The sequence below is a fragment of the Streptococcus milleri genome (genome assembly GCF_900636525.1).
Lineage (GTDB): Bacteria > Bacillota > Bacilli > Lactobacillales > Streptococcaceae > Streptococcus > Streptococcus hominis.
In genome coordinates this window covers 214,119-240,415 of sequence record NZ_LR134288.1, presented here as the reverse complement: position 1 = coordinate 240,415, position 26,297 = coordinate 214,119, and the positions used below count along the sequence as shown (strand labels likewise).

The 26,297-nt window shown below is 39.0% G+C and carries 29 protein-coding genes and 1 tRNA gene; 7 read left to right on the top strand and 23 right to left on the bottom strand.

Features of this window, described 5'->3' with window-relative positions:
- Nucleotides 1-161: 161 nt before the first annotated feature.
- From EL087_RS01265 to EL087_RS01250, 4 genes are all read left to right on the top strand, one after another.
- Nucleotides 162-881, top strand: a complete 720-nt coding sequence (locus tag EL087_RS01265; RefSeq protein ID WP_003028891.1) for a metal ABC transporter ATP-binding protein — start codon at nucleotides 162-164, stop codon at nucleotides 879-881.
- Nucleotide 882: 1 nt separating this feature from the next.
- Nucleotides 883-1,731, top strand: a complete 849-nt coding sequence (locus tag EL087_RS01260; protein ID WP_003037625.1) for a metal ABC transporter permease — start codon at nucleotides 883-885, stop codon at nucleotides 1,729-1,731.
- Between the two features lie 34 nt (nucleotides 1,732-1,765).
- Nucleotides 1,766-2,695, top strand: a complete 930-nt coding sequence (locus EL087_RS01255) for a metal ABC transporter substrate-binding protein (RefSeq protein ID WP_126406337.1) — start codon at nucleotides 1,766-1,768, stop codon at nucleotides 2,693-2,695.
- Between the two features lie 154 nt (nucleotides 2,696-2,849).
- Nucleotides 2,850-3,500, top strand: a complete 651-nt coding sequence (locus EL087_RS01250) for a metal-dependent transcriptional regulator (protein ID WP_126406334.1) — start codon at nucleotides 2,850-2,852, stop codon at nucleotides 3,498-3,500.
- A 135-nt stretch (nucleotides 3,501-3,635) separates the two neighbouring features.
- On the opposite strand, the gene dtd is transcribed toward EL087_RS01250, so the two are convergent.
- The 9 genes from dtd to EL087_RS01210 all read right to left on the bottom strand — a co-directional run bounded on the left by dtd (nucleotide 3,636) and on the right by EL087_RS01210 (nucleotide 11,508).
- Nucleotides 3,636-4,079, bottom strand: coding sequence for a D-aminoacyl-tRNA deacylase (dtd, locus tag EL087_RS01245; RefSeq protein ID WP_126406331.1), 444 nt, complete (start codon nucleotides 4,077-4,079; stop codon nucleotides 3,636-3,638).
- Nucleotides 4,080-4,167: 88 nt separating this feature from the next.
- Complete coding sequence (locus EL087_RS01240; protein ID WP_003039124.1) at nucleotides 4,168-6,384, bottom strand: RelA/SpoT family protein; 2,217 nt, start codon at nucleotides 6,382-6,384, stop codon at nucleotides 4,168-4,170.
- 174 nt (nucleotides 6,385-6,558) lie between these two features.
- Complete coding sequence (locus EL087_RS09225) at nucleotides 6,559-6,705, bottom strand: hypothetical protein (protein WP_003028899.1); 147 nt, start codon at nucleotides 6,703-6,705, stop codon at nucleotides 6,559-6,561.
- A gap of 165 nt (nucleotides 6,706-6,870) precedes the next feature.
- The gene (locus tag EL087_RS01235) at nucleotides 6,871-7,614 is read right to left on the bottom strand and encodes a 16S rRNA (uracil(1498)-N(3))-methyltransferase (RefSeq protein WP_126406328.1); all 744 of its coding nucleotides are present in this window, start codon (nucleotides 7,612-7,614) and stop codon (nucleotides 6,871-6,873) included.
- Entirely contained in the window at nucleotides 7,615-8,568 is a 954-nt protein-coding gene (prmA, locus tag EL087_RS01230) for a 50S ribosomal protein L11 methyltransferase (RefSeq protein WP_126406325.1), read from the bottom strand.
- A 4-nt stretch (nucleotides 8,569-8,572) separates the two neighbouring features.
- On the bottom strand, nucleotides 8,573-10,018 hold the full coding sequence (locus tag EL087_RS01225) for a HEPN domain-containing protein (RefSeq protein WP_126406322.1): 1,446 nt from the start codon (nucleotides 10,016-10,018) through the stop codon (nucleotides 8,573-8,575).
- 59 nt (nucleotides 10,019-10,077) lie between these two features.
- Entirely contained in the window at nucleotides 10,078-10,548 is a 471-nt protein-coding gene (locus EL087_RS01220; RefSeq protein ID WP_126406319.1) for a GNAT family N-acetyltransferase, read from the bottom strand.
- A complete protein-coding gene (locus tag EL087_RS01215) occupies nucleotides 10,545-10,988 on the bottom strand; it encodes an NUDIX hydrolase (protein WP_126406316.1) in 444 nt (147 codons plus the stop codon). Before EL087_RS01215 ends, EL087_RS01220 begins: the two co-directional genes overlap by 4 nt.
- A gap of 49 nt (nucleotides 10,989-11,037) precedes the next feature.
- Nucleotides 11,038-11,508 (bottom strand): DUF3013 family protein, encoded by a 471-nt coding sequence (locus EL087_RS01210; RefSeq protein WP_126406313.1) that lies wholly within the window; start codon nucleotides 11,506-11,508, stop codon nucleotides 11,038-11,040.
- Between the two features lie 101 nt (nucleotides 11,509-11,609).
- Here EL087_RS01210 and EL087_RS01205 point away from each other — a divergent pair, with 101 nt between their 5' ends.
- The 3 genes from EL087_RS01205 to EL087_RS01195 all read left to right on the top strand — a co-directional run bounded on the left by EL087_RS01205 (nucleotide 11,610) and on the right by EL087_RS01195 (nucleotide 13,965).
- Nucleotides 11,610-12,881: a replication-associated recombination protein A gene (locus tag EL087_RS01205; RefSeq protein WP_126406310.1), complete on the top strand. Its 1,272-nt coding sequence runs from the start codon at nucleotides 11,610-11,612 to the stop codon at nucleotides 12,879-12,881.
- Between the two features lie 272 nt (nucleotides 12,882-13,153).
- Nucleotides 13,154-13,226: transfer RNA gene (locus tag EL087_RS01200), tRNA-Lys, on the top strand.
- Between the two features lie 223 nt (nucleotides 13,227-13,449).
- Nucleotides 13,450-13,965, top strand: coding sequence for a DUF308 domain-containing protein (locus EL087_RS01195; protein ID WP_126406308.1), 516 nt, complete (start codon nucleotides 13,450-13,452; stop codon nucleotides 13,963-13,965).
- A gap of 72 nt (nucleotides 13,966-14,037) precedes the next feature.
- Here the strand turns inward: EL087_RS01195 and EL087_RS01190 are convergent, their stop codons facing one another.
- The 14 genes from EL087_RS01190 to EL087_RS01125 all read right to left on the bottom strand — a co-directional run bounded on the left by EL087_RS01190 (nucleotide 14,038) and on the right by EL087_RS01125 (nucleotide 26,195).
- A complete protein-coding gene (locus EL087_RS01190) occupies nucleotides 14,038-14,697 on the bottom strand; it encodes an HD domain-containing protein (RefSeq protein WP_126406305.1) in 660 nt (219 codons plus the stop codon).
- Between the two features lie 65 nt (nucleotides 14,698-14,762).
- On the bottom strand, nucleotides 14,763-15,401 hold the full coding sequence (locus EL087_RS01185) for a deoxynucleoside kinase (RefSeq protein ID WP_126406302.1): 639 nt from the start codon (nucleotides 15,399-15,401) through the stop codon (nucleotides 14,763-14,765).
- A 186-nt stretch (nucleotides 15,402-15,587) separates the two neighbouring features.
- On the bottom strand, nucleotides 15,588-16,355 hold the full coding sequence (locus tag EL087_RS01180) for an epoxyqueuosine reductase QueH (RefSeq protein ID WP_003070723.1): 768 nt from the start codon (nucleotides 16,353-16,355) through the stop codon (nucleotides 15,588-15,590).
- Between the two features lie 330 nt (nucleotides 16,356-16,685).
- On the bottom strand, nucleotides 16,686-18,308 hold the full coding sequence (gene groL / locus EL087_RS01175; RefSeq protein WP_049513151.1) for a chaperonin GroEL: 1,623 nt from the start codon (nucleotides 18,306-18,308) through the stop codon (nucleotides 16,686-16,688).
- 31 nt (nucleotides 18,309-18,339) lie between these two features.
- The gene (gene groES / locus EL087_RS01170; protein WP_049533301.1) at nucleotides 18,340-18,621 is read right to left on the bottom strand and encodes a co-chaperone GroES; all 282 of its coding nucleotides are present in this window, start codon (nucleotides 18,619-18,621) and stop codon (nucleotides 18,340-18,342) included.
- Nucleotides 18,622-18,765: 144 nt separating this feature from the next.
- Nucleotides 18,766-19,056 (bottom strand): DUF202 domain-containing protein, encoded by a 291-nt coding sequence (locus EL087_RS01165; protein ID WP_126406299.1) that lies wholly within the window; start codon nucleotides 19,054-19,056, stop codon nucleotides 18,766-18,768.
- Between the two features lie 15 nt (nucleotides 19,057-19,071).
- A complete protein-coding gene (locus tag EL087_RS01160) occupies nucleotides 19,072-19,902 on the bottom strand; it encodes a PTS system mannose/fructose/sorbose family transporter subunit IID (protein ID WP_003035287.1) in 831 nt (276 codons plus the stop codon).
- A gap of 1 nt (nucleotide 19,903) precedes the next feature.
- The gene (locus EL087_RS01155; protein WP_126406295.1) at nucleotides 19,904-20,752 is read right to left on the bottom strand and encodes a PTS mannose/fructose/sorbose/N-acetylgalactosamine transporter subunit IIC; all 849 of its coding nucleotides are present in this window, start codon (nucleotides 20,750-20,752) and stop codon (nucleotides 19,904-19,906) included.
- Nucleotides 20,753-20,787: 35 nt separating this feature from the next.
- The gene (locus EL087_RS01150) at nucleotides 20,788-21,282 is read right to left on the bottom strand and encodes a PTS system mannose/fructose/N-acetylgalactosamine-transporter subunit IIB (protein ID WP_003030874.1); all 495 of its coding nucleotides are present in this window, start codon (nucleotides 21,280-21,282) and stop codon (nucleotides 20,788-20,790) included.
- A 23-nt stretch (nucleotides 21,283-21,305) separates the two neighbouring features.
- Entirely contained in the window at nucleotides 21,306-21,740 is a 435-nt protein-coding gene (locus EL087_RS01145) for a PTS sugar transporter subunit IIA (RefSeq protein ID WP_126406291.1), read from the bottom strand.
- A 196-nt stretch (nucleotides 21,741-21,936) separates the two neighbouring features.
- Complete coding sequence (locus EL087_RS01140; protein ID WP_126406288.1) at nucleotides 21,937-23,223, bottom strand: ABC transporter substrate-binding protein; 1,287 nt, start codon at nucleotides 23,221-23,223, stop codon at nucleotides 21,937-21,939.
- Nucleotides 23,220-23,903, bottom strand: coding sequence for a response regulator transcription factor (locus EL087_RS01135; protein ID WP_126406285.1), 684 nt, complete (start codon nucleotides 23,901-23,903; stop codon nucleotides 23,220-23,222). Before EL087_RS01135 ends, EL087_RS01140 begins: the two co-directional genes overlap by 4 nt.
- Nucleotides 23,896-25,209, bottom strand: a complete 1,314-nt coding sequence (locus EL087_RS01130; protein WP_126406282.1) for a sensor histidine kinase — start codon at nucleotides 25,207-25,209, stop codon at nucleotides 23,896-23,898. The genes EL087_RS01135 and EL087_RS01130 overlap by 8 nt, the downstream gene beginning before the upstream one ends.
- Nucleotides 25,209-26,195, bottom strand: a complete 987-nt coding sequence (locus EL087_RS01125; RefSeq protein WP_126406279.1) for a sugar ABC transporter substrate-binding protein — start codon at nucleotides 26,193-26,195, stop codon at nucleotides 25,209-25,211. The genes EL087_RS01130 and EL087_RS01125 overlap by 1 nt, the downstream gene beginning before the upstream one ends.
- Nucleotides 26,196-26,297: the final 102 nt, after the last annotated feature.

The following is a 26,297-nucleotide window of genomic DNA, read 5'->3' as shown; positions in this document are numbered from 1 at the left end:
CATTGTTTTACCTTAATCCTATCAAAAAAGTTCTGAATAATCAAACTTTTATCAAAAGGGAGTTTTCTGGCAAACCTTGCTTCTGATTTTCTTAAAAAATCTAAAAATTAACTTGACTTAATTTTTATTTTAAGGTATATTAATAGTAGGGGTGTATAAAAATGATACGTATCGAAAATTTAAGTGTCTCTTATCAGGAAACGCTTGCTCTCAATCAGATTTCTTTGGAAATCCAAGGCCCAACTATCATGGGAGTTATTGGTCCCAACGGAGCTGGTAAATCAACCCTTTTAAAAGGAATGTTGGGCATCATTGATCATGTTGGACAAACTTATCTTGATGATAAAGAATTCTCAAAGGTACTTAGCCATGTAGCTTATGTGGAACAAAAAGTTCACATTGACTACAACTTCCCTATCAAAGTGAAAGAGTGTGTGTCTCTTGGACTGTATCCAAAAGTGAAACTCTTCCACAGACTAACAAGCACAGACTGGGACAAGGTGACAAATGCGTTACGCATTGTCGGCTTAGAGGATTATGCTGAACGCCAAATCAGCCAATTGTCAGGAGGGCAATTTCAACGGATCTTGATTGCGCGCTGTCTAGTACAAGAAGCTGACTGTATCTTTCTGGATGAACCATTCGTTGGGATTGATTCAATCAGTGAAGAAATCATCATGACAACGCTACGCAGTCTAAAAGAACAAGGAAAAACGATTCTCATTGTTCACCATGACTTAGGAAAAGTCCCACATTACTTTGATCAAGTTTTAATTTTGAATAAAGAACTCATTGCCATTGGAGAAACTTCATCAACTTTCACAGAAGAAAACTTGAAAAAAGCCTATGGCTCTCAGCTTTTTGTGAATGGAGGTCTCTAATATGTTTTCAGAATTTATTGATGGACTACAAAATTTCCATTTTCTACAAAATGCGCTGATTACAGCCATTGTCATCGGGATTGTTGCTGGAGCAGTTGGTTGCTTCATTATCCTAAGAGGCATGTCTTTGATGGGCGATGCCATTTCACATGCGGTCTTGCCGGGAGTTGCACTCTCCTTTATTTTAGGAATCAACTTCTTTATCGGAGCCATTGTTTTTGGGCTTTTAGCTTCGGTCATTATTACTTATATTAAAGGAAATTCAATTATCAAAAGTGATACTGCCATTGGAATAACTTTTAGTTCCTTTTTAGCTCTTGGAGTCATTTTGATTGGAGTTGCTAATAGTTCAACCGACCTTTTCCATATTCTTTTTGGAAATATCTTAGCTGTGCAAGACATTGATATGTGGATTACAATCGGTGTCGGAATCGCTGTTCTAATTATTATTGGACTATTCTTCAAAGAATTATTGATTACATCTTTCGATCCACTTCTGGCAAAAGCGATGGGGATGCCAGTCAACTTTTATCATTATCTCTTAATGATTCTCTTGACGCTGGTTGCAGTTACAGCTATGCAAAGCGTGGGAACAATTTTGATTGTTGCTATGCTGATTACACCTGCTGCTACTGCTTATCTTTACGCTAACAGTCTTAAAACGATGATTATCTTGTCTTCTAGCTTGGGGGCAATTGCATCTGTCTTAGGACTTTTCATTGGCTATACCTTTAATGTTGCGGCTGGCTCAAGCATTGTACTGACATCCGCCATTATCTTTGCCATTAGTTTCTTTATCGCTCCAAAACAACGATTTAACAAACTTAAAAACAAACCCAAGCTAAAATAAAGTTAGTATTAAATTTATCAAAGGAGAACCTTATATGAAAAAATTAGGTTTTGTCGCCGTTCTGTTTTTGGCTGTCGTAGGACTCTTTGCCTGCGCTGGTCAGAAAGGAACATCTACTAAGAATTCAAAATTGAATGTTGTTGCTACCAACTCGATCATTGCTGATATTACAAAAAATATCGCTGGTGATAAAATCAATCTGCACAGCATTGTTCCAGTCGGAAAAGACCCACACGAATATGAACCATTACCAGAAGATGTGAAAAAAACATCAAAAGCTGATTTGATTTTCTACAATGGCATCAATTTGGAAACCGGCGGAAATGCTTGGTTTACAAAATTAGTTAAAAATGCGAAAAAGACTGAAAACAAAGATTACTATGCTGTAAGTGACGGTGTTGAGGTCATTTATCTTGAAGGTCAAAGCGAAAAAGGAAAAGAAGACCCACACGCTTGGCTCAATCTTGAAAACGGAGTTATCTATGCAAAAAATATTGCAAAACGTTTGATTGAAAAAGACCCTAAAAATAAAGAAACTTACGAAAAGAACTTGAAAGCCTATACTGCAAAATTAGAAAAATTAGACAAGGAAGCAAAGGAAAAATTCAACAACATTCCTGCTGACAAGAAAATGATTGTTACCAGCGAAGGTTGCTTCAAATACTTCTCTAAAGCCTACGGCGTGCCTTCTGCTTACATTTGGGAAATCAACACCGAAGAAGAAGGAACTCCAGACCAAATCAAAACACTAGTTGAAAAACTTCGTAAAACAAAAGTCCCTTCACTCTTTGTCGAAAGTAGTGTCGATGAACGTCCAATGAAGACCGTTTCAAAAGATACGAAAATTCCAATTTATGCTAAAATTTTCACTGACTCAGTCGCTGAAAAAGGAGAAAAAGGCGATAGCTACTATGACATGATGAAATGGAACTTAGATAAGATTTCAGAAGGTCTTAGCAAATAAGAAATGGAAAAAGGAGCCGGAATTGATTGCCAGTTCCTTTTTACTTAAAATTCTTCTTGAATAATAAGCCTTACATTCTCTGAAACAAGCGGTTATCGGCTGTATTCTTAAGTTATTTTTGATATACTAGTAAGATAAGGAGTAAAAGGACAACATGACCCCAAACAAAGAAGATTACCTCAAATGTATTTATGAGATTGGTACGCATAGTCAAAAAATTACAAATAAAGAAATCGCGGTCCAAATGCAGGTGTCTCCCCCTGCTGTCACAGAAATGATTAAAAAGATGATTGCTGAAAAATTAATTATAAAAGATAAGATTAAGGGCTATTTATTGACCAGGCTTGGTCTCCACCTTGTCTCTGAACTATATCGCAAACATCGCTTAATTGAATATTTTCTGGTACACAATCTACAATACACCACAACAGATCAAATCCACGAGGAAGCGGAAGTTTTAGAACACACCGTTTCAGAATTATTTGTCGAGCGTTTAGAAAAAATGCTAGGTTACCCAGAAACCTGCCCCCACGGCGGAACCATTCCTGCAAAAGGTGAATTACTAGTTGAAAAGTATCAACTAACATTGGATCAAGTTGAAAATGCTGGGACCTATCGCTTAGCACGAGTTCACGATGAATTTGAATTATTAAAATATTTGGAAAAACACGATTTACATCTGGGAGATACGCTGATTCTGGAGCAATACGATCCTTACGCTCAACTGTATGCGCTCAAGGTCAATGGAAAAGAGCTGCAAGTCAACTCTGTTATCGCTCAACAGCTTTATGTGGAAAAAATATAAAAGGAAGTCGAAGCTGATAACATCAACACATTAGAGACTGCTCAATGCGTATTGAGTTTTATCCTAGAAAGCAAACAAGTAAAGCAAACAAGTCTGGAACAGTTTTGTCCAGACTCGTTTTTATTTATCATTTTCTCAACGATTCTTCGTATCTAACACAATCGTCACCGGTCCGTCATTGACTAACTCAACCTGCATATCAGCTGCGAAAACACCTGTTTTAACAGCTATTTCTCGACCTAGCAATTCGTTAAAATCATCATATAATTGACTAGCCAAGTCTGGTTGCGCAGCGCCTGTAAAAGCTGGGCGATTGCCTTTTTTTGTATCTGCGTAAAGGGTAAATTGAGAAATAGAAAGAATTTCTCCATTTACGTCTTTGACGGACAAGTTCATCTTGCCTTCATCATCTGAAAAAATCCGCATATTGGCAATTTTTCTCGCTGCATATGCCACATCTTCTTGAGCATCATCTGAAGCAACACCGACTAGCAACAGCAGCCCTTGCTGAATTTGATTATAAAGTTCGCTATCAATCGATACCGAAGCCCGCTTCACACGCTGAATCACTATTTTCATTGTTGAACTTCCTAATTTCCGTTACATTTTGTGAATGAATTCGCAAAAACGCAATTCTAGCAAAACATTTCCGCTCTGCTGTCCTCACCTAGCCATTTGTCCTTTTGACAGAATAAACTTCTGGCACGCTCTTAATCTTATCTACAACTGTTGTGAGCATAGATAAATTAGCGATTCCGAAAGAAACATGGATGTTTGCAAATTTCATATCCTTCGTTGGCTGTGCATTGACAGTAGAAATATTTTTGGTTGTATTGGACAAGACTTGTAGCACATCGTTCAAAAGACCTGCTCGATTCAAACCATAAATATCAATGTGTGCTGTATATTCTTTCGTAGAGGTATTTTCTTCCCATTCGACATCAATCAAACGCTGCTCATAATTTTCCTGCGCCCGCAGATTCATACAGTCCTTACGGTGAATTGCTACCCCACGACCTTTGGTAATGTACCCGACAATCTCGTCACCAGGAACTGGATTACAGCATTTGGCAATCCGTATCAAAAGCCCCGACGCACCTTGGATAATAACGCCGCCCTCATGCTTGACTTTCAGCGTTTCTTTATTCTCCCGTTTCACTTCGCCGCCCTTGACAAGCTCTTCTGCTTCAGCTCTCGCTTTAGCGCGTTCTTCCTCACGGCGTTCTTTTTCTGTCAAACGGTTAAAAATAGAAATCGCACCAATCTCACCAAAACCAATTGCCGCAAAAAGAGCTTCTTCTGTTTTGTAGCTCGTTTTTTGCAGGACTTCTTCCATGTGCTTTTTGTCCATGTATTTATTGGCTACATAGCCATGTTCTTGGAATTGTGCCTGTAAAAGTTCGCGCCCTTTAGAAATGGACAATTCCTTGTCTTGGTTTTTGAAAAATTGACGAATCTTATTCCGTGCCTTGCTTGTTTTTACAACATTTATCCAGTCACGGCTTGGTCCAAAGGAATTGGAACTGGTGATAATCTCGACCTGATCCCCTGTTTTTAACTTCGTAGTCAGTGGCACCATGCGACCATTTACCTTGGCACCGACCGCTTTTTCACCAACTTTGGTATGGATTTCATATGCAAAATCAATCGGTCCAGAGTCTTTTGGCAACGAGCGGACAGCTCCGTCCGGTGTAAAGACATAGATTTCCTCAGCAAGGTAATTTTCTTTGACAGAATCCACAAAATCTTGCGCATCGTTTGATTGGTCTTGGAGTTCCATCATCTCCTTGATCCAGTTCATTCCAATCGCAGATTCTTTGCTATCAACTTGACCTTTAATGCCTTTTTTATAAGCCCAGTGAGCGGCAACCCCATACTCAGCCACTTCGTGCATCTCTTTCGTCCGAATTTGAAACTCAATCGGACCTTTAGGCCCATAAACGGTGGTGTGGATAGACTGATAACCGTTCGCTTTACGATTGGCAATATAATCTTTAAAACGTCCGGGCATTGGTCGCCAAAGTTCATGAATGTAACCCAGCATGGCATACACATCACTTTGCGTATCTAAAATGCAGCGAATAGCAATCAAGTCATAAATTTCATCAAAACGCTTTTTCTTGTCCTGCATTTTCCGATAAATGGAATAAATATGTTTTGGACGACCGTAAATTTCCCCATGAAGATTACGCTCAGACGCATAGGTTTCAATCTTATGAACCACTTCGTCCACTAATTCCTCACGTTCCCGACGCTTTTCCTTCATCAGGTGGGAAATCTTATAAAACTCTGTCGGATTCAAATATCGAAAAGCTAAATCTTCCAATTCCCATTTAACGCTCGAAATCCCCAAACGATGAGCTAATGGAGCATAAATTTCCATGGTTTCGCGTGAGATGCGTTCCTGTTTATCTTTGCGCAGGTGCTTAAGTGTTCGCATATTGTGCAAACGGTCTGCTAGTTTTACCAAAATGACACGGATATCCTTGGACATCGCCATTAGCATTTTGCGGTGGTTTTCAGCCAACTGTTCCTCGTGAGACATATACTTGACTTTACCAAGTTTGGTCACACCATCGACAATCACGCGCACATCATGTCCAAATTCGCCTTCCAAATCGTCCAAAGTTGCAGCTGTGTCTTCTACAACATCATGTAAAAAACCGCAAGCGACACTGACCGCATCCAACTTTAGCTTAGCTAAAATCCCTGCCACTTGAATCGGATGGATGATATATGGCTCACCTGATTGGCGAAATTGCCCCCGATGCCGATCTACCGCATAGAATAGAGCTTTTTGCACCAAGGTGACATCTTCTGATGATAAATACTTTCTAGTAAGAGCGACCACTTGATCGCCTGTTAAATTCACTTCTTTTGGCATGTTCTCTCTCCAGTTCTTCCTACCATTTTATCACTTTTAAGGCAATATGAAAACAAGGAAACACAGAAGAATGCAAAGCTTCTGTGAGAAATGGCCGATTTTTTTCAAACTGCGATTACATATAAGCCATACCCAGTAAATAGTAATTACTCTAAGTTTAGAAAAAGCCCGCCTTTATATAGGCGGGTTGTGATGGAAGAGGTGATGCTTTTCTGCATGTAGCATATCTCCGATAAATTCAACATAAGCATAAATGAGATAGCAAGCTGATACAACACCTAAAATAGCAATAAACAGCTCAAATAAGGTAGATAAAGACATGATGAACCTCCTCTCCTTACCAAGCAAAAGCAGTTTTCGCAATCTAGCCAGCAGATTTGTTTCCGTGCTTCCATCCTTTCTAGCTAAACTAGATATTTCACTTATATTATACCAAAGTTAGAAGTTAAGAACAATAGAAATGAGAGCTATTAAAGCTACTTTTTCCTACTGTATCAATTCTGTCAAAACACTAACTGCACTTAATGCGTAAAGTGGAGCTGTCTCTGTCCGCAAGATACGTGGGCCTAGCCCTGCAAGTATAGCTCCTGCTTCTTCCAATGTAGTAATTTCTGCTGGAGACAGACCGCCTTCTGGCCCAAAGACAAATAAAATCCGACTTCCTATTTCGAGTCCTGTCACAGCCTTGACCAAAGCAGCAGACTCCCCCTCTTTGGCAGATTCCTCATAAGCTACAATAACACGGTCAAACTGGCTCAAACAATCTAAAAAATCAATTTTCTTCTCAAAAAGTCGGACTTCTGGTACCCGATTGCGTTTGCTCTGCTCGGCTGCTCCCAAAACAATCTTTTCAAGTTTTTCTGCCTTTTTGGCTAATTTCTTACCGTCCCACTTGGCTACAGACCAGTCTGCTGGAAAAGCCCAGATAGCAGCTGCTCCCAGTTCTGTCGTTTTCTGAGCCACCCATTCCAGCTTGTCTCCCTTGGGAAAGCCAGAAGCAACCGTCACATGAAGCGGCAGCTCCGCGTTATCTGGAAATGCTTCTACCAGATTCAACACGTGGCGCTCCCTATCCGCAACTCTTGCTAGACGTTTAATGCCATCTTCAAAAACCAGCACCACTTCATCATCTTCTACCAAACGCATGACAGAAAACATATGCTTAAGGGTATCTTTATCTCTGATAATGACAGGATTTTCAACCTGTCCCTTCACAAAATACTGCTGCATCTAGCCTCCTATCACTCCTGAAATCTCCTTGGTTTTCTTAAAAACACAGGCATTCCACTCGCCCTGAATCATGTGGGTCTCAAGGAAAAATCCAGCAGTTTCTGCCGACTCCCGCACCAGATTCCATTTCTCAGAGATAATCCCGCTCATAATCAGATAGCCCTCATCCTTAAGCAAACGGTAAGCATCGTCCGTCAGATTTACCAAAATATCCGCCAGAATATTAGCTACAATGACATCCGCCTCGATGTCAACGCCTTTGATAAGGTCGCCAGCTGCCACATGAATATTTTCAGTCCCAGCATTCAAGGCAATATTTTCCTGAGCAACACGGACAGCCACATCGTCCAAGTCATAGGCATAGAGATCCTTAGCGCCCAAGAGAGAGCTAGCAATGGAGAGGACACCACTTCCTGTGCCTACATCCAGCACCGTTTCTCCGCCCCGCAAGACCTGCTCCAGAGCAAAGAGGCTCATCTTGGTCGTCGGGTGAGTGCCTGTACCAAAGGCCATGCCAGGATCCAGCTTGATGACTTTCTCACTCGGACCAGCCTCATAGTCCGTCCATGACGGCACGATGGTCAAGTCATGGGTAATGCGAGCTGGCTCAAAGTATTTCTTCCAGTTGTCCGCCCAATCTTCCTCCGCCAGCTGCTGAGTGGTTAGCTGAGTTTTTCCAATCTCCAAACCAAAATCCCTCAGCTGAGCCAACCGCTCTTTCACTTCCTGACGAATCATTTCAAGATTCTCTGTTTCTGGATAATAAGCCGTAATGCCAACCGTATTCAGCTGCTCTACCTGAGGCAACACCTCCCCAAAAGGACCAGCTTCCCCCAGATAATCCGCACTGTCATCAATCGCCACACCTTGACTGCCTAAATCAATCAGAATATTGCTGACTGCTTCTTCCGCCTCACGGCTGACCGTAATGGTTAGTTCTTGCCAAGTGTTCATATAACTAATACTCCTTGCTATATTCTAAACCAATTTCTTTAAAAATATAAAACCGTAATACCTCTTGACAAAGCTGAAGTAAATCGTACATCTCATGGTAGTCAGTTATTAAATTTTTATAATTAGAACGTTCTTCTCCGTGGGTATAATAGTTCCTCGTATCGTACAATCTATTAACAACCTCTGATATCTCTTGATTTGAAAAATATTGTTGCTTTAATTCTACCGATATATTTTCAAAAAGATAAGTCAATTTTTTCCTTAAGTCACTATCTTTTCGTTTATACTTCAAGCGATTTCTTAGTCGGTTTTTAAACTCTTTATCTACATTTTTATTTATATAGTTGATTACTCGATTTATATTCTCGCTTTCTTCGTTTGAAATTATATTTTTAGGTTGTACAATAAAATTTCTAGCATACACTTCTAGATTTCTTATTGAGTCCATAAATTGATCTTCTAAGTACGGCTTTGCATGTAAATTAGCTGTGAACTTACTAACAATAAATTCTAATTTTTCTTTCTTATTAAACCAATCGTTTAAAATAATTGCAAATTTTTTACCCATTTTCATTAAGGAAATATTATGTAATCTAAATTTATCCCATCTGGTAAGGCTCCTTGAATGTTGAATAAAATACTTCCCCTTAATAATAGGATAATTATTATCTTTACGTTTCTCACATAAAAATTCTATCCCCACAAAAGATAATGGTTTATCAGATAAAATCTCAACTAAGTCCTTAACCTTCATAGAGACTTCATAGCACTTATCGAATGAGACTTTTCCCTTCCCATGCGGGGATAATATAAGTTTATAATGTGGACTTAATGTCAAATTATCATAAGTAAATGTATACTCCACAGTATCTTTAAATTCTAAATTTTCAGACTCTATGACAACTTGATTCACAGGGTAATTTGAAAGATTTACATTGATATTAAAATCTTGCTGTTCAAAATCTCGTTCGGTATTAACAATAGACTTACCAATCCAATCCTCTATATGATCGAAAGAAAATTCATAGTTTTGAATCTGAGTATCTTCTAACTGATCAATCAATTGTGACAGTAACTGCTCAAAGTTCCCATCATTTTCTAAAGAATTATAATCAATAGTGAAAATTTTAAAATTTTTAATACGATATTTCCTCATCGGAAAGCCTGGAATATTATAAGTTCCAAACGGACTACCATAAGATTCCAAAATCAAGAGTTTGCCAGTGGAATCAAATCCATAAATTTTATCCACTGGATTCCCAAAATTAACTTTAATAACATCGTCATCAGGAAACTCTTCAAAAATTTCTAACACAATCTCTTCAGGCGAGTAAGTCAAAATACCGCTATTTCCCTCATCACTAATAATTTTTGTTTTGTCAGTTGAAAAATTACCTTTGATTTCAAACTCTTTATCCCATGAGTACGTTTTGTATGTTAATTTTCCCATATCTCTATATTTTTAATATCCTCCAAACTCCACATCAACTACTCCTCATTTACCAGTCTCTACTCAATTTCCTTCGTCATATAAACCATATCCATGCCCTCTTGCTCTGGTTCAGTATGCGTTTGATGATAGCCGCATTTTTCATAAAATTTGACCATAGGCTCATCTTGGAAAACCGTACATAAATCCCACTGAGTAATCGTCGGAAATTTTTTCTCAAGCAGGTGAATCCCTTCATAGCCATAGCCTTTTCGCTGATACTGAGGTAAAATCGCAGCTGTCCCAAGCCAACCTTCTATTCGCGCATCGTTGGTCTGCAAGCGAAGAAAGCCAACAATTTCCTCTTCGTCTTTGACAAAATAGTAAAAACTATTAGAACGTTCCACCAACTTCCACTTAATCCGCTCCCTATCTTCCAGATACGGGTCATACTGGTCATGATATTTTTCGTAGACAGCTTTAAAACTAGCACGTTGAATACTGATAATGGTTTCTAAATCTGTAGCTTCTGCTTGTTCTATATGAATCATATCTGCACCTCCAAATAATCTCCCAATCTACTTTTCAACTGCTGGATGACCTTTTCATCCGCTAATAATTCTTCTATATTTACCAATTTGTAGCCCTGTCCTTCGTCACCAAAGACAATCTGATCTATCAGTTCTTGACAAATAGAAGCCACCATGAAAATAGAAACTTTCTCAGGATGAACAAATCCCTGATAACATTTGACCCATGTAATAGATTCCTCTTTGAGTTCAATACCGAGCTCCTCAAAAACTTCTCTTTTAATACACTCAAAAGGCGTCTCGTCCTTTTCTCTCCCACCGCCGGGAAAATCCCACATATTCGGGTAAGGAATTGTCGGAATATCGTCTCTTAAAATGGTCAAAATTGTATCGCCATACAGCAAAGCAATTTTACAGCCTGAGAAATCAAACGTTTGATGCAAAACAGTCATATCGCTCATTCTTACCTTCCTCCGTACAATTAGTCGTCTTCTTGGACACCCTTGTGTTTTAGTACCTCGGATATGGATAAAATTCCGTCTCCGTCAGCCCTGCTCCGCCTTTTTCAAAAGCTTCATTATTCCAGACAATTTCAAATTCTTCTGCCACTGGATCTGCTAGAAAGTCCATGAGAGCATCTAACCCTTCTTCGGCCGTCTGCTTCAAAAAGTCCACAAAGTAGGTCAGGAATTCACGAGACAAACCTTTCTTTGGCTCATAAGGGACAACTGTTAGATAATCCTCTATTTCAAAGTGAGACTTAGCAGGATTATAAAAGAGAACGCTTTCTTCAAAGAAAATATCTTCTGCACTACTTTCCCCATCTATATCTAAAAGTTCTATGCTATTTGCATTTTGCACTTCTAAGAGAAATGACAGCTCTACTGCATGGTTTTTCTTGTCCCAATTGATTTCATAGTCAAATGGAAAGCTTTTCTCCATTTCTTTATCTAATATATCCAAAAATCCATACTTCGCCATAGCCAGCCTCTCTCTAATCCTTTAAAATGTGTTAAAATAGATACAACTATAGTAACATAAATCAGAACAGTTGAAAAGAATACCAGTAAGGAGGAAAATGTATGCCAGAAAATTTAGCGATTCGCATGCGACCTAAAAATATCGATCAGGTCATCGGTCAAAAACATCTGGTCGGTGAAGGAAAAATCATTCGTCGCATGGTGGAAGCCAATCGCCTGTCTTCTATGATTCTCTATGGTCCGCCAGGAATTGGCAAGACTTCAATTGCCTCGGCCATTGCAGGAACTACCAAATTTGCTTTTCGGACCTTTAATGCTACCGTTGATAGTAAGAAGCGCCTGCAAGAGATTGCAGAAGAAGCCAAGTTCTCTGGTGGTTTGGTGCTGCTTTTAGATGAGATTCACCGCTTGGATAAGACAAAGCAGGACTTCCTCCTCCCTCTGTTAGAAAACGGTCTGGTCATCATGATTGGTGCCACGACAGAAAATCCTTTTTTCTCCGTCACTCCCGCTATTCGCAGCCGGGTACAGATTTTCGAGCTGGAGCCTCTGACAAATGACGATATTAAACAAGCTATTCAAACAGCCCTGATGGACACCGAACGAGGTTTTGATTTTCCTGTCCAACTAGATGATGATGCTCTGGATTTCATTGCCACTTCCACGAACGGTGACCTGCGTTCAGCCTTTAATTCTCTAGATTTAGCAGTCCTCTCTACCAAAGAGGATACTGAAGGGGCTCGCCATATCACTCTGGATATTATGGAAAACAGCCTGCAAAAGAGCTACATCACTATGGACAAGGACGGAGACGGTCACTATGATGTCCTGTCCGCCTTACAGAAGTCTATCCGCGGGTCTGATGTCAATGCCAGTCTCCATTATGCAGCTTGCTTGATTGAAGCTGGAGACCTTCCCAGTCTCGCACGACGTCTGACGGTCATTGCTTATGAGGACATTGGTCTGGCAAATCCCGATGCTCAGATTCATACAGTGACCGCACTTGAAGCTGCTCAGAAAATCGGCTTCCCCGAAGCTCGCATCCTCATTGCCAATATCGTCATTGACCTAGCGCTTTCTCCTAAGTCTAATTCTGCCATAGTAGCTATAGATAAAGCTCTTTCTGATTTGCGACAAAATGGGAACTTGCCTATCCCTCGCCATCTACGAGACGGTCATTACGCTGGCAGCAAGGAGCTGGGAAATGCTCAGGATTACAAATATCCGCATAACTACTCTGGTAATTGGGTTCAGCAAGACTATCTTCCTGAAAAAATAAAAAATGCCGATTATTTCACTCCGAATGAAAATGGAAAGTACGAACGAGCCCTTGGCATGACTAAAAATAAGATTGAGCAATTAAAAAATAACTAAAAAATCATGGTATCGTTTGCAAAAAAACAATTTTTCCTCTTGAATTTTTCAAAAATTGTGGTATCATAATTATAGAAACGCTGTGGTGTACGACTTCACACTTAAGTGTTGACCGACTATTTTTTGTATTATTAGGGAAACAAAAGACTTCTAACAGCTTGCAGGCCGTTTCACGCGGAAGCAGCTTCAGTTAGAGCGAGTTGCCCACCTGCTTAATTGTGCGGGTTCAATACAAATCGTGAAGGTCCGGCACCAATACAGCTTTTTCTGTTGCCTCCTTAGCTCAGTTGGTAGAGCAGTGGACTCTTAATCCATGGGTCACAGGTTCGAGCCCTGTAGGGGGCATAATAAAATTTAAGTAAAAAGCCTATATGATAGGCTTTTTTGTTGTTCTCACTTATAATCTTCTAACCTTGTTATAGTTACAAAAAATAATAAAACATCCTTTTTTGTTCCACAAAAAGCCATACTAAAATTCTCAAACTATCTATTTCCTTTCTTGACATCTCCCATCAAAAAAGTTAAAACGCTTTCATCCTCAAACTATACTATATAGGGGGGTATTGAAATGAAATTTTCTAATCATTTACTGCTATTCCTTGCAGGAGTTGTTTTTGTCCTTTTAGCACTTTTCCTATTTACAAACCCAGCAGCTAATCTTGTTGCTTACAGCTGGTGGATTGCATTTGGTTTACCGTTTGCTTCTATAGCAGCTATTTTAGGCTATTTCTCTGTGCCAAAAGAGCTTCGCTCACCTGTTTATCTTTTCCAATGGTTTGTTAATCTTCTCTTAGCTCTTTACCTCGTTGCTTATGGCTTTGTGACCCTGCCGGTCGTCATTCCGACCATTTTAGGAATTTGGTTAATTGTAGAAGCCATTATTGCTTTCTTTAAAGGCAATCGTCTGGGATTGATTTTCCCTATTATTGGTAGCCATATCATGTGGATAGCCTTGCTTGCATTTTTACTAGGTCTAGTGATTCTGTTCAATCCAGTAGCTACAAGTGTCTTTATCGTTTATGTCGTTGCCTTTGCATTTTTAGTTGCTGGCTTCACCTACATTATTGATGCCTTTCGTAAATAATCTAGTTGCTATTTCTATCGCATTCAAAAAAGCTAGGAAATCATATTCTCAGCTTTTTCGTCTCTTTAATTATCACTTTTTCGCATCCCATTCTGCGTAGAATTGCTCTAGGTATTCTTCCAAAAAGTGATGGCGACCTATTGCTAATTGCTTAGCATAGTCTGTATTCATCAAATCTTTTAACTTCAACAACTTTTCATAAAAATGTAGAATTGCTGTTCCTTGATTACTTCGATATTCTTCTACCGTCATATCTTCTCGTGGTCGCAAGGCAGGGTCATGAATGGGTCTGCCCGTATATCCAGAATAAGCCATAGCTCGAGCTATTCCAATTGCTCCAATCGCATCTAAACGGTCGGCGTCTTGAACAATTTTCCCCTCCAAAGTGCTGACATTTTTCTGCTGATGTCCACCTTTAAATGACATCGTTGCAATAATCTCCAGTACATGAGCTGTTTCCTCATCTGAAGCCTGATGATTCTGTAGCCATTGCTTGACCTTTTGCAAGCCCACCCCTTCATTCTCATTTAATTTCCCGTCAGCTATATCATGCAGCAAGGCAGCTAGCTCACAAATAAAAACATCTGCTTGTTCTTGTTTAGCGATTTCTACAGCATTGTTTGTGACACGCACAATATGCCACCAGTCATGCCCACTCATCTCGTCTTTCAATTCAGCATAAACAAAATCTCTTGCTTCTTGAAGAATTTTCGCTTGTCTATCCGTTATCATCTATCTCCCTTTTTATTTATATATACAAAAATCTCGAAGTGATTTCGAGACTTTCTTGATTGAATTTATTTCTCAAGCCCAATTGTTCTCATTTTTTCTTGAATTTGTTGGTAGACTTGATTCCAATCATTTGGATCTGCAATATCCAAATTATCTGTTGCAATTCTCATTTTAGGACTGTAATTGTAATCCTCATACCAATTTTGATAATGCTTGTAAAGCAGTTGATAGTAGTCAGCGAGTCCATTTTCTTCATTTGGTTGCTCATAATCGCGACCACGTTTTTTGATATTATCCATAATGTGGTCAAAACTACCGTCTAAATAGATCAACAAATCTGGCGCTTTCTTAGGCAGACCTTGGATTTCTTCCATCATATTGTCCAAAAGTTCCAAGTAGATATCATACTCTTGCTCACTGATACTTCCCTTGAGTGTATTGATATAAGTAAACAAAGCGTCTTCATAAATAGAACGATCTAGAATATTATTGTCGTCATGATAAGCCGCTTTGATCATTTTAAAGCGTTTATTTAGAAAATAAATCTGCAAAGCAAAGCCATATTTATCTGGGTCTTCATAATATTTATCCAAAATAGGATTTTCTTCTACCGGTTCAAAAAATGGCTGCGTTCCTAATTCCTCGGCTAATCGATAAGTGTAAGTCGTCTTACCTACCCCAATCATGCCCGCTAAAATAATCACTATCTTCCTGCACCTCCAAAATCTATCTAATATCAGGTCATCAGCTTCAATAAAAACACCATATATTGTGCTAAAAAAAATAATAACACAATATATTGATGACGTCAAGATATAAAACTTCTAAATGTACAAACAAAAACAACCTTGTAAGAAGAAACACGATCAACTCTAGTACAAGTGTTATTTTTAGCATTCTCCATTTGTGACAGTAAATTTAATATGCGAATAATCTTTTTCTAAATCTTTCCCCTTCAAAAAAGCTACTGCATCTTTTTTTATCTGAATGAGGTCAATTCCTTGTGCCTGCGCCGCAAAAACACAACCACAATAGCATTGTCGATAAATGTCGTACTCTTCACACATTTCAACCGAGCGTTTATAACCCTGATTTTTCTTGAAATCACTAGGAAGATACTGCGTTGCATAAACTTTCTGTACTTCTATTCCAACACTATTGATCGTCTGCGAATTTTTATGAGGACTGATGGTCAGGGCGCTTCCAAAATAGTCAAATCCCAAATCAACAGCCACTTGTGCTGTCTTATCTAAGCGATAATCATAGCAAACTTTACAACGATCGCCACCTTCCGGCTCTTCTTCCAAGCCATGTACTGTCCGGAAAAATTCCTGTGGCTCATAGGGAGCTTCTAAGTATCGAACATGATTACCAGTATTTTCATTGAAATCATGAACAAATTTTTGTGCAACATAGGCACGGCGCTGATATTCTGCCTTAGGGTGAATATTTGAATTAGCAAAATAAACCGTCACATCCGCATACTGGGTCAAATACTCCAGAGTATAGGTCGAACAGGGTGCACAACAGGTATGCATCAAAATCGTAGGACGCTTCTGATCTGATTCCCAAACTTTGACCATTTGCTGCATGACACGATCATAGTTTATTTTTTGGTTGGGATTCATTTTATTCAGAATTTCTTCAACATCAATCATCGTTTTCTCCTTAGAAATGTATCACTATTTTACCACAGAAAAGGAGTAGTGACAAATAGACAGAATAGAATATCATTCACAGGCAACACGAATTTATTCAGCAAGAGAGAATAAATCTCTAATATTCAATGAACAATCATTCTGTTTCGTTTGTCTTCTCTGTACCTATCTTATGTGCCCAAACTAAAAAATAATAAAAAGGGAAGCGAGCTTGGATTTATTGAATCCATCACCACTTCTCTTTTTAATATCCTTGAGGATACGCTTACACTTTAATATAAAAGTAATCTTGTACAAAATTGAACATGATTAAGAACTGTATTTCTTAAACTACATCATTCCACCCATCATACTTGGATCCATTGCTGGAGCGGGGCTAGCTGGTTCTGGTTGGTTAGCAACAACTGCTTCAGTTGTTAAGATGAGGCTCGCTACTGAAGCTGCATTTTGAAGAGCAGAACGAGTAACCTTGACTGGGTCAATAATTCCTGCATCAATCATATTCACCCATTCACCGGTAGCAGCATTGAAACCAGTCCCTGCTTCCGAATTTTTCAAGCGGTCAATGACGATAGAACCTTCAAATCCTGCATTTAGAGCGATTTGACGAACAGGTTCCTCCAATGCTCGAAGAACGATGTTGCGACCAGTTGCTTCGTCACCTGACAAGTCTAGTGCTTCAACGGCACTTAAAACATTGACAAAGGCTGTTCCACCACCTGAAACAATTCCTTCTTCAACAGCTGCACGAGTTGCATTGAGGGCATCTTCAATACGGAGTTTCATTTCTTTGAGTTCTGTTTCTGTTGCAGCACCAACTTTGATGACAGCCACACCACCTGACAATTTCGCTAAGCGTTCTTGGAGCTTTTCACGGTCGAAGTCAGATGTAGAACTTTCGATTTGGGATTTGATAACAGCCACACGGTTGGCAATCGCTTCGGCATCACCAGAGCCTTCAACGATAACAGTGCTATCTTTGTCCACAGTTACTTTTGAGGCTTGTCCAAGTGCTTCAATCGTTGCATCTTTCAATTCCAAACCAAGGTCTTCTGTAATCACTGTACCGCCAGTCAAGATAGCAATATCTTCTAGCATCGCTTTACGACGATCCCCAAATCCTGGTGCCTTCACAGCGACTACATTGAAAGTACCGCGGATTTTATTCAGTACAAGAGTTGGAAGAGCTTCACCATCTACATCATCTGCGATAATCAAAAGCGGACGGCTTGTTTTCAAAATATTTTCCAACAAAGGAAGAATTTCTTGGATATTAGAAATCTTCTTATCTGTAATCAAGATATATGGATTATCTAAATCAGCAACCATTTTTTCATTATCTGTTACCATGTATTGAGAAAGATAGCCACGGTCAAACTGCATACCTTCAACAACATCTAGCTCTGTTTCCATTCCTTTTGATTCTTCAATAGTGATGACACCATCGTTGCCAACTTTTTCCATGGCTTCAGAAATGTATTCTCCGACTTTTTCAGAACGTGATGAGACAGCTGCAACTTGCGCAATCGCTTCTTTATTAGAAACCGGAACAGAATTTGCTTTTAAGGCTTCAACAGCTGTTGCAACAGCTGTTTCAATACCACGACGAATGCCAATTGGGTTTGCACCAGCCGTTACATTTTTAATCCCTTCGCGGACAATTGCTTGGGTCAACACAGTCGCAGTAGTTGTTCCGTCACCAGCGATATCATTGGTTTTTGATGCAACTTCTGACACCAACTTAGCTCCCATATTTTCAAAATGATCTTCGAGTTCGATTTCTTTTGCAATGGTGACACCGTCATTTGTGATGAGTGGTGAGCCAAATGATTTTTCAAGAACGACATTGCGCCCTTTAGGGCCTAAGGTTACTTTAACGGTATCTGCCAAAATATCAACACCACGCACCATGGCGCTTCTTGCATCCGCTGAAAATTTAATATCTTTTGCCATTTTTACAATTCCTCTTTCTATAAATTTTTATTTATTCAACAATCGCTAAAATATTTGCTTCATTGACAACGAGGTACTTTTCTTCGCCGTCTTTAACATCAATTCCCGCGTGGCTTTCAACGAGAACGGTGTCACCAGCTTTTACGCTTGGCGCAACGAGTTCACCGTTGAGTGTACGAATCCCTTCCCCGACAGCCACAACTTTTGCCGTCTTTGTGGCGTCTTGTCCTGCACCTGCAATGACAAAACCACCAACTTTCTGTTCTTTTTCTTCTATTTTTAAGACCACACGGTCACCTAATGGTTTAAGCATTTGTTTACCTCCAATATCTTGTTTTAGCACTCCGTTAGTGCGAGTGCTAATATTTACATTTTCTATTGTATCACTTGGTCAGAAATAGTCAAGAAAAAAACTCTGTCAAACGACAAAGTTTTTAGGGGGAAAGCAAATAAATTTTTATCGAACCAATCTTAATTTTTCTTCAAAATCATCAATGACTTTTTTGAGATTCAATCGTCCTTTATAAATACCATAGCCAAAAACGAGCATGGCTAATATTCCCAACACTGCTAGGATCATTCCAAGAACAAAGGCAATGAGATTGATTTGACGGAAAAAATAGACCAGAACAAGACCGATACTAGCAATGGTAAAGAAGAGACTAAACCAACGTCCGAGATTTTCAATCATGTGTTTTTGATATTGAATTTCCGTTTCATATCCTTGAATCAATTCTTGTTCTGTCATAATTTTCTCCTATTTTTAGTATTTCAATCCTGGGTTGAAGAATCCAACCAATACACCAAGGAAGGCTACTACAACGAGAAGCAACATTACTTTAATTGGTGAAAGGTTTTTCTTCGCCATCAACCACCAGCAAAAGACAATAAACAAAGCTGTCAATAGACCTGGATAAACACCATCTAATTGATCTTGCAGTACCAAGAAAGCTTTTCCTGAAGAGTCTTTCAACTTGAAAGCTGTCTTCACAGGTACCCATGTTGCTGCAACAGCACCGATGACCATACCACCGATGATAGAAACAGACTTACGGATAGCTTGTCCTTGAGGTCCGACAAGAAATTCAACCGCTTTGTCTCCAAGTTCATAGCCTTTAAAGTAGGCAAATTTCATACCAAAGTAAGCGAGCAAGTTCCAAACAACGATATAGAAAATGGCACCAAGTGGCGAACCACCATTTGACAAGCCAAGAGCAATACCTAGTATAATCGGAATCAAGGTACCAACAATCAATGAGTCACCAATCCCTGCAACAGGTCCCATCAGACCAGCACGAAGACCGTTAATCGTTTCATCATCTACTCCATCAGCCCCATTCGCACGCGCTTCTTCTAAACCCGCTGTAATCCCTACAATCAATGCACCTAATTGAGGTTCTGTGTTGAAGAATGCAGTGTAAGTGTGCATTGCTTTGGCTTGGTCTTCTTTTTTAGGATATAATTCTTCCACGATTGGCAGCATTGAAGCTAGGTAACCAAATGTTTGCATATGTTCTTGTGAGAAGCAAGTTAAGTTCCCATAATACCAATGATGAAAAGATTTTCCTAATGTTTTTTTCGTTAATTTAACCATTTTAAATATCCTCCTCATCGTCATCATCAAAACTTGCACTTGCGGCTGCTTGTGCTCTTACATTTTTAGCCATTTGAATTTCATAGAATAATACTGCAAAAATCAATGAAATGACTGCACAAGATACAAGGTTAAGTCCTAATGAAGCTGCTAATGTAAATCCAACAAAGAATGGAATGAAATCAACAGCTTTTTCAACAATTTGTTTCAAGAGAATTGCAATTCCGACACATGGAAGAAGAGAACCAACTGTGAAGAGGGTTTTCATTGGAATACCGTCCAATGGAAGTGTCGTTTTCAAGGCCGTAACTGCATCTGCACCTAATTTACACATAATGAGGGTTGGCAAGAATGAGAATATCAAGTGTGAAATCCAAGGGAAGCCCCAGTCTACCATATACAGGCGTTTAAATTCACCTTTTTCAACAGCTTTCCAGCCAATATGTTGCCAAAGCAAGTTCATAGTAGCTGTACCATAGAAAAGAACTGTACCAACTGTACCAACGAGTGTTCCCATTGATTTAGCCAAGTTAGCAGCATCTGCAGAGTCAAGTGACAGTCCTTGTGATTGAATAGCAACCATTGCCAGAGGAATCCCAATATAAGAAACCGCACGAACGTCAGCTGAAACAGTACCGCCAGGTGTTACCAAAGCGATGTAAACAAGTTGCATTGCAACCCCACAGATGATACCTAATTTCACATCTCCTAGAATCAGTCCTGAAACTAAGCCACCTACAAGTGGGCGTCCAAGAGTATAGTTACCAATGGAAGTACCACCTAAACCAGGCATAGATGATAGACAGGCAAATAACCCTAGTAAAGCGGCTTGAAACCACGAAATTGTCATAATAAAGCCTCCTCCTTAATGCTTATTATATTTTTTTAAAAACCAAATTTAGATTTGAAATCATCCCAATAACCGATAGACACATCTGGTAAGAGTTGGAATTTCACTTTATAGCCAGCTTTTTGAATCGCTTCAAGCGCTTCCGCTTCCTCTTGTGTAATGGATTGGTTATTTCCTAATTTAATAGCTCCTGGACGGTCATTGGCTGGACCAACAATAATTTCTTTGATATCGCCAGGCACAAAACCTTGATCAACTAGTATTTCTTTCATGTCAATTGGATTTTTAGTAATCAAGAAATAGCGACTATCGGAATCCAATACCTTTTGTGATTTTTCTTTCCATGCTTCTTTTGTCCAAACGAATGTTTTTTTATCAGAAGCTGCTTTGTAGGCTTGTTTCAAAACTGCATTTCCTGCTGCAGCATTATTGACAGCAACCAAGCCGTCACAAGGATATTCTTTTGCCCAACGAGTTACTGTTTGACCGTGAATCATACGGTCATCAATACGTACAAATGAAATTGTCATGATAAATCTCCTTTTATTTCTTCTTAAATGTCATCTTCGTCATCTTCATCACTAGCAATCACATCAAATTCTTGCAGAGCTGCGGATGCTTCTGAGAGAATGGCTTGTGCCAAGCCTTTTCCTTCCAACATATCTTTCATTACTAAGCCTGTGAGTGCCATTGTCAAATTGAGACCACCAAGTACGACTGCCGTGTTTAACTTGCCAAGTTCTGACAAAACGTTGCAAGCTGTCGTCAAAGGGCTTCCTCCGACAATGTCTGCCAACACCAAAACCGTATCTTCTGTTCCCAGATTTGCTAACGCTTGACGAAAATCAAGAGCGAAATCATCAACAGACTTGCCTTCTTTTAGACCTACTGCAATGACTTGGTCGGTCTTATCACCAGCAAACATCTTCAATGAGCTTTGCACACCTTCTGCTAGTCCACCATGACTGACTAGTACTAGATATTTCATGTTCTTTCCTCCTTCATTTCTGTCTTTATTTTACTAAATATGGAACCGGTTTCACATTGTCAAATGTCACTTTGTAAAGATGACATTTGTTAGTTAAAATATGACAAATGTCATATAGTTTTTCAAAAAGAAAAATAGCCAGCTTTGAGCTAAATCTCTCATCTGACTATTTTGATATTTATTCTTCGTTAAATCTCTATTTGCCTGTTTCTTCCATTTCCCTTTGAATACTTGGTAAGATACTGTCTATTTCATTGTTTTTGAGAGCATTTCCCAGTAAATAATCCAGTCGTTCCAAAGAATGATAATCTAAGTCTCTGCTAATATCTAACACCGAATGCTTCATCATATGATCCAGTCGTTGCGATGTCAATGAATCCAACCCAAAATCATCTGCCTGTAAAATCTTTTTCGTCTGACTGCTTTTGACAACTGATGTCAAGACAGAGGTCCCTTGTGATTTTGCAAATAGTTCTTGCTGATTTTTTTGATTTTGACACAGCAATTTCATAAACTCCCAAGCTAATTTATCCTGTTTTGTCTTTGAAGACATAGCAAAAAGAGACGTTTTCACTTGGGTCGCAGGAATGCCCGCTTTAGCGGCTGGCATAGGAATGCAGGTCCAAGAAAATCTAGAATATTTTGCCACATGGTAGGGATAGGGTTTATAGGTTCGATATTGAGCCAAACTCATGGGATAAAAGGCTACCTTACCTTCATCAAAATCATTTGACGTTACCTTGTACCGTTGATTTAATGAATCCAATTTACTGATAAAAGAGAGTGCTTGATGCATTTCTACACTATCAACATTGACACCACTTTGATTTCTCAAATGCCCATTATAAGCTACCAGAGCCTGTTTCCAAGTATAATCCGTAATGCCATACTGGTCAATCAAACCGTCACCATTTGTATCCTTTGTGACTTTTTGACAAATTGCATATAAGTCTTCTAAAGTCCAATTGGAATCAGGAATCGAAATGCCTTCTTTTTCCAGCAAATCCTTATTGACACACATCATGATAGGATTGCTTTCAATCGGTAAAGCATAACTGTGTTCCTGATATAGCCCAGCTTGATAAGCAACTGGATAGTAAGCCGCAGCCTCCTCTTTACTAATCAAAGAATCCAAGGATTTAAAAGCCCCAGAAGCCGCTAACATAGAAAAATCATTTTCAGGCACCATAAATACATCTGCCTGCTCACCTTTTAGAATCTTTTCTGCTAGCCAATTGTCATAGTCCTTTTTAGGAATGCCGCTCTCATAGACGACTTTGACATTGGGATGTGACTTTTCAAATTGGCGGATAATATTGTCTAATACTCTATTCTCACGACTATTCGGAACGTCCCAGCTGCTGCCTGCATACACTCCAATTCGCAAAATCTTTTTTTGATTGGAAGTCCATAAAACAAAGCTAAGGGTCACTAAAAGGAGAGCCGAGACGAACATCGTCAAATACCTCATCCGCCACTTCATTTGTCATTGTCCTTACTAAAATCACGTTGGGTAACACCTGTCTGCACAGCCCAAATAGCTAATTGCGTGCGATCTCGCAAATTTAATTTCGCCAGAATGCCTGACAAGTAATTCCGCACTGTCCCTTCAGACAAGAACAACTTCGCTGCAATTTCCTTGTTTGAAACTCCAAAACCAATTTGTTGGATAATCTTCCACTCAGTCTGACTCATGTCTTCCACATTTTCTTCGGCAACAGAAATAGCAAAATTTGACTGTGCCATTTGTGAAAAGATTTTAAACACTTTGGTAGCAATGTTGGGGTTAATCATAGCACCACCTTTGTAAACCGTTTGAATGGCTTGGTGCAATTCTTCAGTAGAAACTCCTTTTAAAATGTAACCAGAAGCGCCATATTTCAATGCTGAAAAAATGAAATCATCATCATCGAAAGTTGTTAGAATGATAATTTTGATATCTGGATATTGTTCTTTGACCGCCTTTGTACAGAGAACGCCATCCATAACAGGCATTCGAATGTCCATCAAAATCACATCTGGATGTATATGGTGAAGTTTTTCGAGCACTTCCTTGCCGTCACCGACTGTTCCCACCACTTCAATATCTGAATGAGCCGATAAAATAATTTGTAAAGACTCACGAATCAAGGCTTGATCATCTGCAATTAAAACTTTAATCATTCTTTCCTCCTATTTTCGGAATTTCAATATAGGTATAGAAACCGTTGCGATTTTCAAAATGAACATTCCCACCAATAATCGCCAAACGCTCCTGCATTTGTTTGAGACCGAAACCATAGTGAAGCTCATCAAAGCCGACCCCATCGTCTTGTATGGTCATGATATAATTCTCTTTTTCTAACAATTCAATCCAAATCGTCTTAGCATGTCCATGCCGCACCGAATTTGTAATGGACTCCTGAATCACCCGAAAGACAATATCCTCTTTTGCAACATCCAAATCAATCGTGTCCCATTCATAGAGAAAATGAATTTCTAAATTAGAAATGGCTTCATATTCTCGAATAATTTTGAGCAACGCTTCTTTTAAACTATTGTTTTCTAGAGCGCCGGGACGCATTTTATTGAGCGAGCCTCGCACATCACGGATACCGTCTCGCACAACCACAGAAACATTTTCTAACTGCTCCTTAGCACGATTTTTGTCAATATCCACCAATACTTTAACCGCATCAATCCCAGCTGAAATTCCTGTCAAAGCATGCCCTAATGTATCATGGATTTCTCTGGCAATCCGCTTTCTTTCACGGTCTTCCGCAATTTTTTCAGATAAGGCTAAATAACTATTTAACTCACGATTGGCTTGCGCTGCCATCCGCAGCTCTTCTTCAATATGGTGCTTTTCGGTCATTGCAGATAAAATATAGAATAGCAAAGAAATCATAAAGACAACCAGATTTAGTGAAAAGAGAAAATTCTTTCCAAAAAGGAGTGCCATGCGAATAGATTCTGGACAAAAACGAATATAAGTATCTAACGAAGGCAATTTAACAAAAAGCGACATCAAGTCATAGTTGGACAAGAGCAACATACTAAAGCTCAAAACGATAAAAGAAAACCAATATTTCCGATCTTTGGAGGTGTTAAATTCCTTAGAACCGTAAAAAATATCTGCAAAAACCAATAGAATCAGACCATTATAAGAAGAATGCAAGACAGCAAAAATAACCAACATCAGCAAAATCTCAATAATAGTTACTTTATCATAAACAGATAGCTGATTTGGATGCTTCTCACGGTAATAAAAAACCAACAATAAGCAAACATAAAAGGCAATCGACATCCAAAAACTAAAGCTCGGCGAGCCTGGGATAGCATCCAAACGTCCTAGCAGTGAATGAGCATAGCCTTTTGCCACTACATAATTCGTTGCAAAAAGATAAATAGAAGCATTATAAACAATGGCAATAAAATTGATGACCATTAAAGCAATTTTGCTATAAAAAATACTTTTATTTCGTCTCATTATTGCCACCCTGTAATTGTATATTGCCCGATATTATCTTTATTCACCAAATGAACAGGAATGAGATATTCCTCTTTGTAGGCTTGATACTTCATCATGCGCTCAATCACTTCTGTCACCTTTCTGCCCATTTGAATTGGAGACTGGGCAACCGTTCCTTGAATATCATTGGTGTTGGCAAGGAAATTCTTAATATCAGGCGAGCCATCTACGCCATAAATTGCAATCTTATCTGTCACACCTTGATCTTTTATGGCCGCGAGAGCTCCGATAGCAGCACGATCATTTAAAGACATGACCACATTAAATTGCATTCCTTCGTTCAATGCTTTTTTTACTTGAGGCATACTTTCTTCCGTTTGCCCCAATGTTTCCCGCTCAGAAACCACCTGATAAGCAGGATGCCCTTTAATCGTATCTAAAAATCCTTGAATCCGATCCATCGCAGACACAGCGTTATGATGTTCCAATAGTAAAATCTTCGCACTTGACAATCGTTTCATCATATCGTTTGCTATCAACACACCGGCTTGATAATTGTCTGACACAATAGTAGTATCAACTTTTGCATCTTTGCTAACAGGTGCATCCACAACAATAATCTTGATTCCCGCTTTTCTGGCTTTATTTAAAGAAGTCAGAATCTTTGGACTGTCACTCTTAACTGGGTTTATAACAATCACATTTACTCTTTCTTGAACAAAATAATCAATCTGCTGACTTTGCTTGTCTTCGTCTAATTCTGGGTCCCGCACATAAAGTCGACTTCCTTGTTGATTGGTTTTTTTCTCAATTTCAGCATTTAAGGTTTTATAAAAATCATTGTTCATCGTCATATAGGTCGCTCCTATCTTGACCTGCTTGCTATCTGATGAATTCCCTTTTACATAGAGGAAAACTAAGCCAGCCAATACAAGGACAAACAGAAAAAATAATAGATATTTACGATAATAGCGATATTGCTTTTGTCCTTTACCTGCTCCCATTTTTTCTCCTTATCAACATCAGTCTTAAACAGAAGACTCTGTTTTATCTAGGTTTATTATATTATATTTATACAAAAAAGCAAAACCTCGCCAAGAAAAAGA

Coding starts and splice junctions, on each gene's coding strand:
- groL (WP_049513151.1), bottom strand. CDS start 18,308: ATGGCAAAAGATATTAAATTTTCAGCGGATGCAAGAAGCGCCATGGTG.
- prmA (WP_126406325.1), bottom strand. CDS start 8,568: ATGAACACTTGGCAAGAACTAACCATTACGGTCAGCCGTGAGGCGGAA.
- EL087_RS01265 (WP_003028891.1), top strand. CDS start 162: ATGATACGTATCGAAAATTTAAGTGTCTCTTATCAGGAAACGCTTGCT.
- EL087_RS09225 (WP_003028899.1), bottom strand. CDS start 6,705: ATGTCTTTATCTACCTTATTTGAGCTGTTTATTGCTATTTTAGGTGTT.
- EL087_RS01220 (WP_126406319.1), bottom strand. CDS start 10,548: ATGATTCATATAGAACAAGCAGAAGCTACAGATTTAGAAACCATTATC.
- groES (WP_049533301.1), bottom strand. CDS start 18,621: ATGCTTAAACCATTAGGTGACCGTGTGGTCTTAAAAATAGAAGAAAAA.
- EL087_RS01145 (WP_126406291.1), bottom strand. CDS start 21,740: ATGAAATATCTAGTACTAGTCAGTCATGGTGGACTAGCAGAAGGTGTG.
- EL087_RS01250 (WP_126406334.1), top strand. CDS start 2,850: ATGACCCCAAACAAAGAAGATTACCTCAAATGTATTTATGAGATTGGT.
- EL087_RS01125 (WP_126406279.1), bottom strand. CDS start 26,195: ATGGGAGCAGGTAAAGGACAAAAGCAATATCGCTATTATCGTAAATAT.
- EL087_RS01210 (WP_126406313.1), bottom strand. CDS start 11,508: ATGGCGAAGTATGGATTTTTGGATATATTAGATAAAGAAATGGAGAAA.
- EL087_RS01180 (WP_003070723.1), bottom strand. CDS start 16,355: ATGATTGATGTTGAAGAAATTCTGAATAAAATGAATCCCAACCAAAAA.
- EL087_RS01205 (WP_126406310.1), top strand. CDS start 11,610: ATGCCAGAAAATTTAGCGATTCGCATGCGACCTAAAAATATCGATCAG.
- EL087_RS01150 (WP_003030874.1), bottom strand. CDS start 21,282: ATGACAATTTCATTTGTACGTATTGATGACCGTATGATTCACGGTCAA.
- EL087_RS01225 (WP_126406322.1), bottom strand. CDS start 10,018: ATGGGAAAATTAACATACAAAACGTACTCATGGGATAAAGAGTTTGAA.
- EL087_RS01155 (WP_126406295.1), bottom strand. CDS start 20,752: ATGACAATTTCGTGGTTTCAAGCCGCTTTACTAGGGTTATTTGCCTGT.
- EL087_RS01135 (WP_126406285.1), bottom strand. CDS start 23,903: ATGATTAAAGTTTTAATTGCAGATGATCAAGCCTTGATTCGTGAGTCT.
- dtd (WP_126406331.1), bottom strand. CDS start 4,079: ATGAAAATAGTGATTCAGCGTGTGAAGCGGGCTTCGGTATCGATTGAT.
- EL087_RS01190 (WP_126406305.1), bottom strand. CDS start 14,697: ATGATAACGGATAGACAAGCGAAAATTCTTCAAGAAGCAAGAGATTTT.
- EL087_RS01260 (WP_003037625.1), top strand. CDS start 883: ATGTTTTCAGAATTTATTGATGGACTACAAAATTTCCATTTTCTACAA.
- EL087_RS01140 (WP_126406288.1), bottom strand. CDS start 23,223: ATGAAGTGGCGGATGAGGTATTTGACGATGTTCGTCTCGGCTCTCCTT.
- EL087_RS01240 (WP_003039124.1), bottom strand. CDS start 6,384: ATGCCAAAAGAAGTGAATTTAACAGGCGATCAAGTGGTCGCTCTTACT.
- EL087_RS01160 (WP_003035287.1), bottom strand. CDS start 19,902: ATGGTTAAATTAACGAAAAAAACATTAGGAAAATCTTTTCATCATTGG.
- EL087_RS01215 (WP_126406316.1), bottom strand. CDS start 10,988: ATGAGCGATATGACTGTTTTGCATCAAACGTTTGATTTCTCAGGCTGT.
- EL087_RS01165 (WP_126406299.1), bottom strand. CDS start 19,056: ATGACAGAACAAGAATTGATTCAAGGATATGAAACGGAAATTCAATAT.
- EL087_RS01130 (WP_126406282.1), bottom strand. CDS start 25,209: ATGAGACGAAATAAAAGTATTTTTTATAGCAAAATTGCTTTAATGGTC.
- EL087_RS01235 (WP_126406328.1), bottom strand. CDS start 7,614: ATGCAGCAGTATTTTGTGAAGGGACAGGTTGAAAATCCTGTCATTATC.
- EL087_RS01255 (WP_126406337.1), top strand. CDS start 1,766: ATGAAAAAATTAGGTTTTGTCGCCGTTCTGTTTTTGGCTGTCGTAGGA.
- EL087_RS01195 (WP_126406308.1), top strand. CDS start 13,450: ATGAAATTTTCTAATCATTTACTGCTATTCCTTGCAGGAGTTGTTTTT.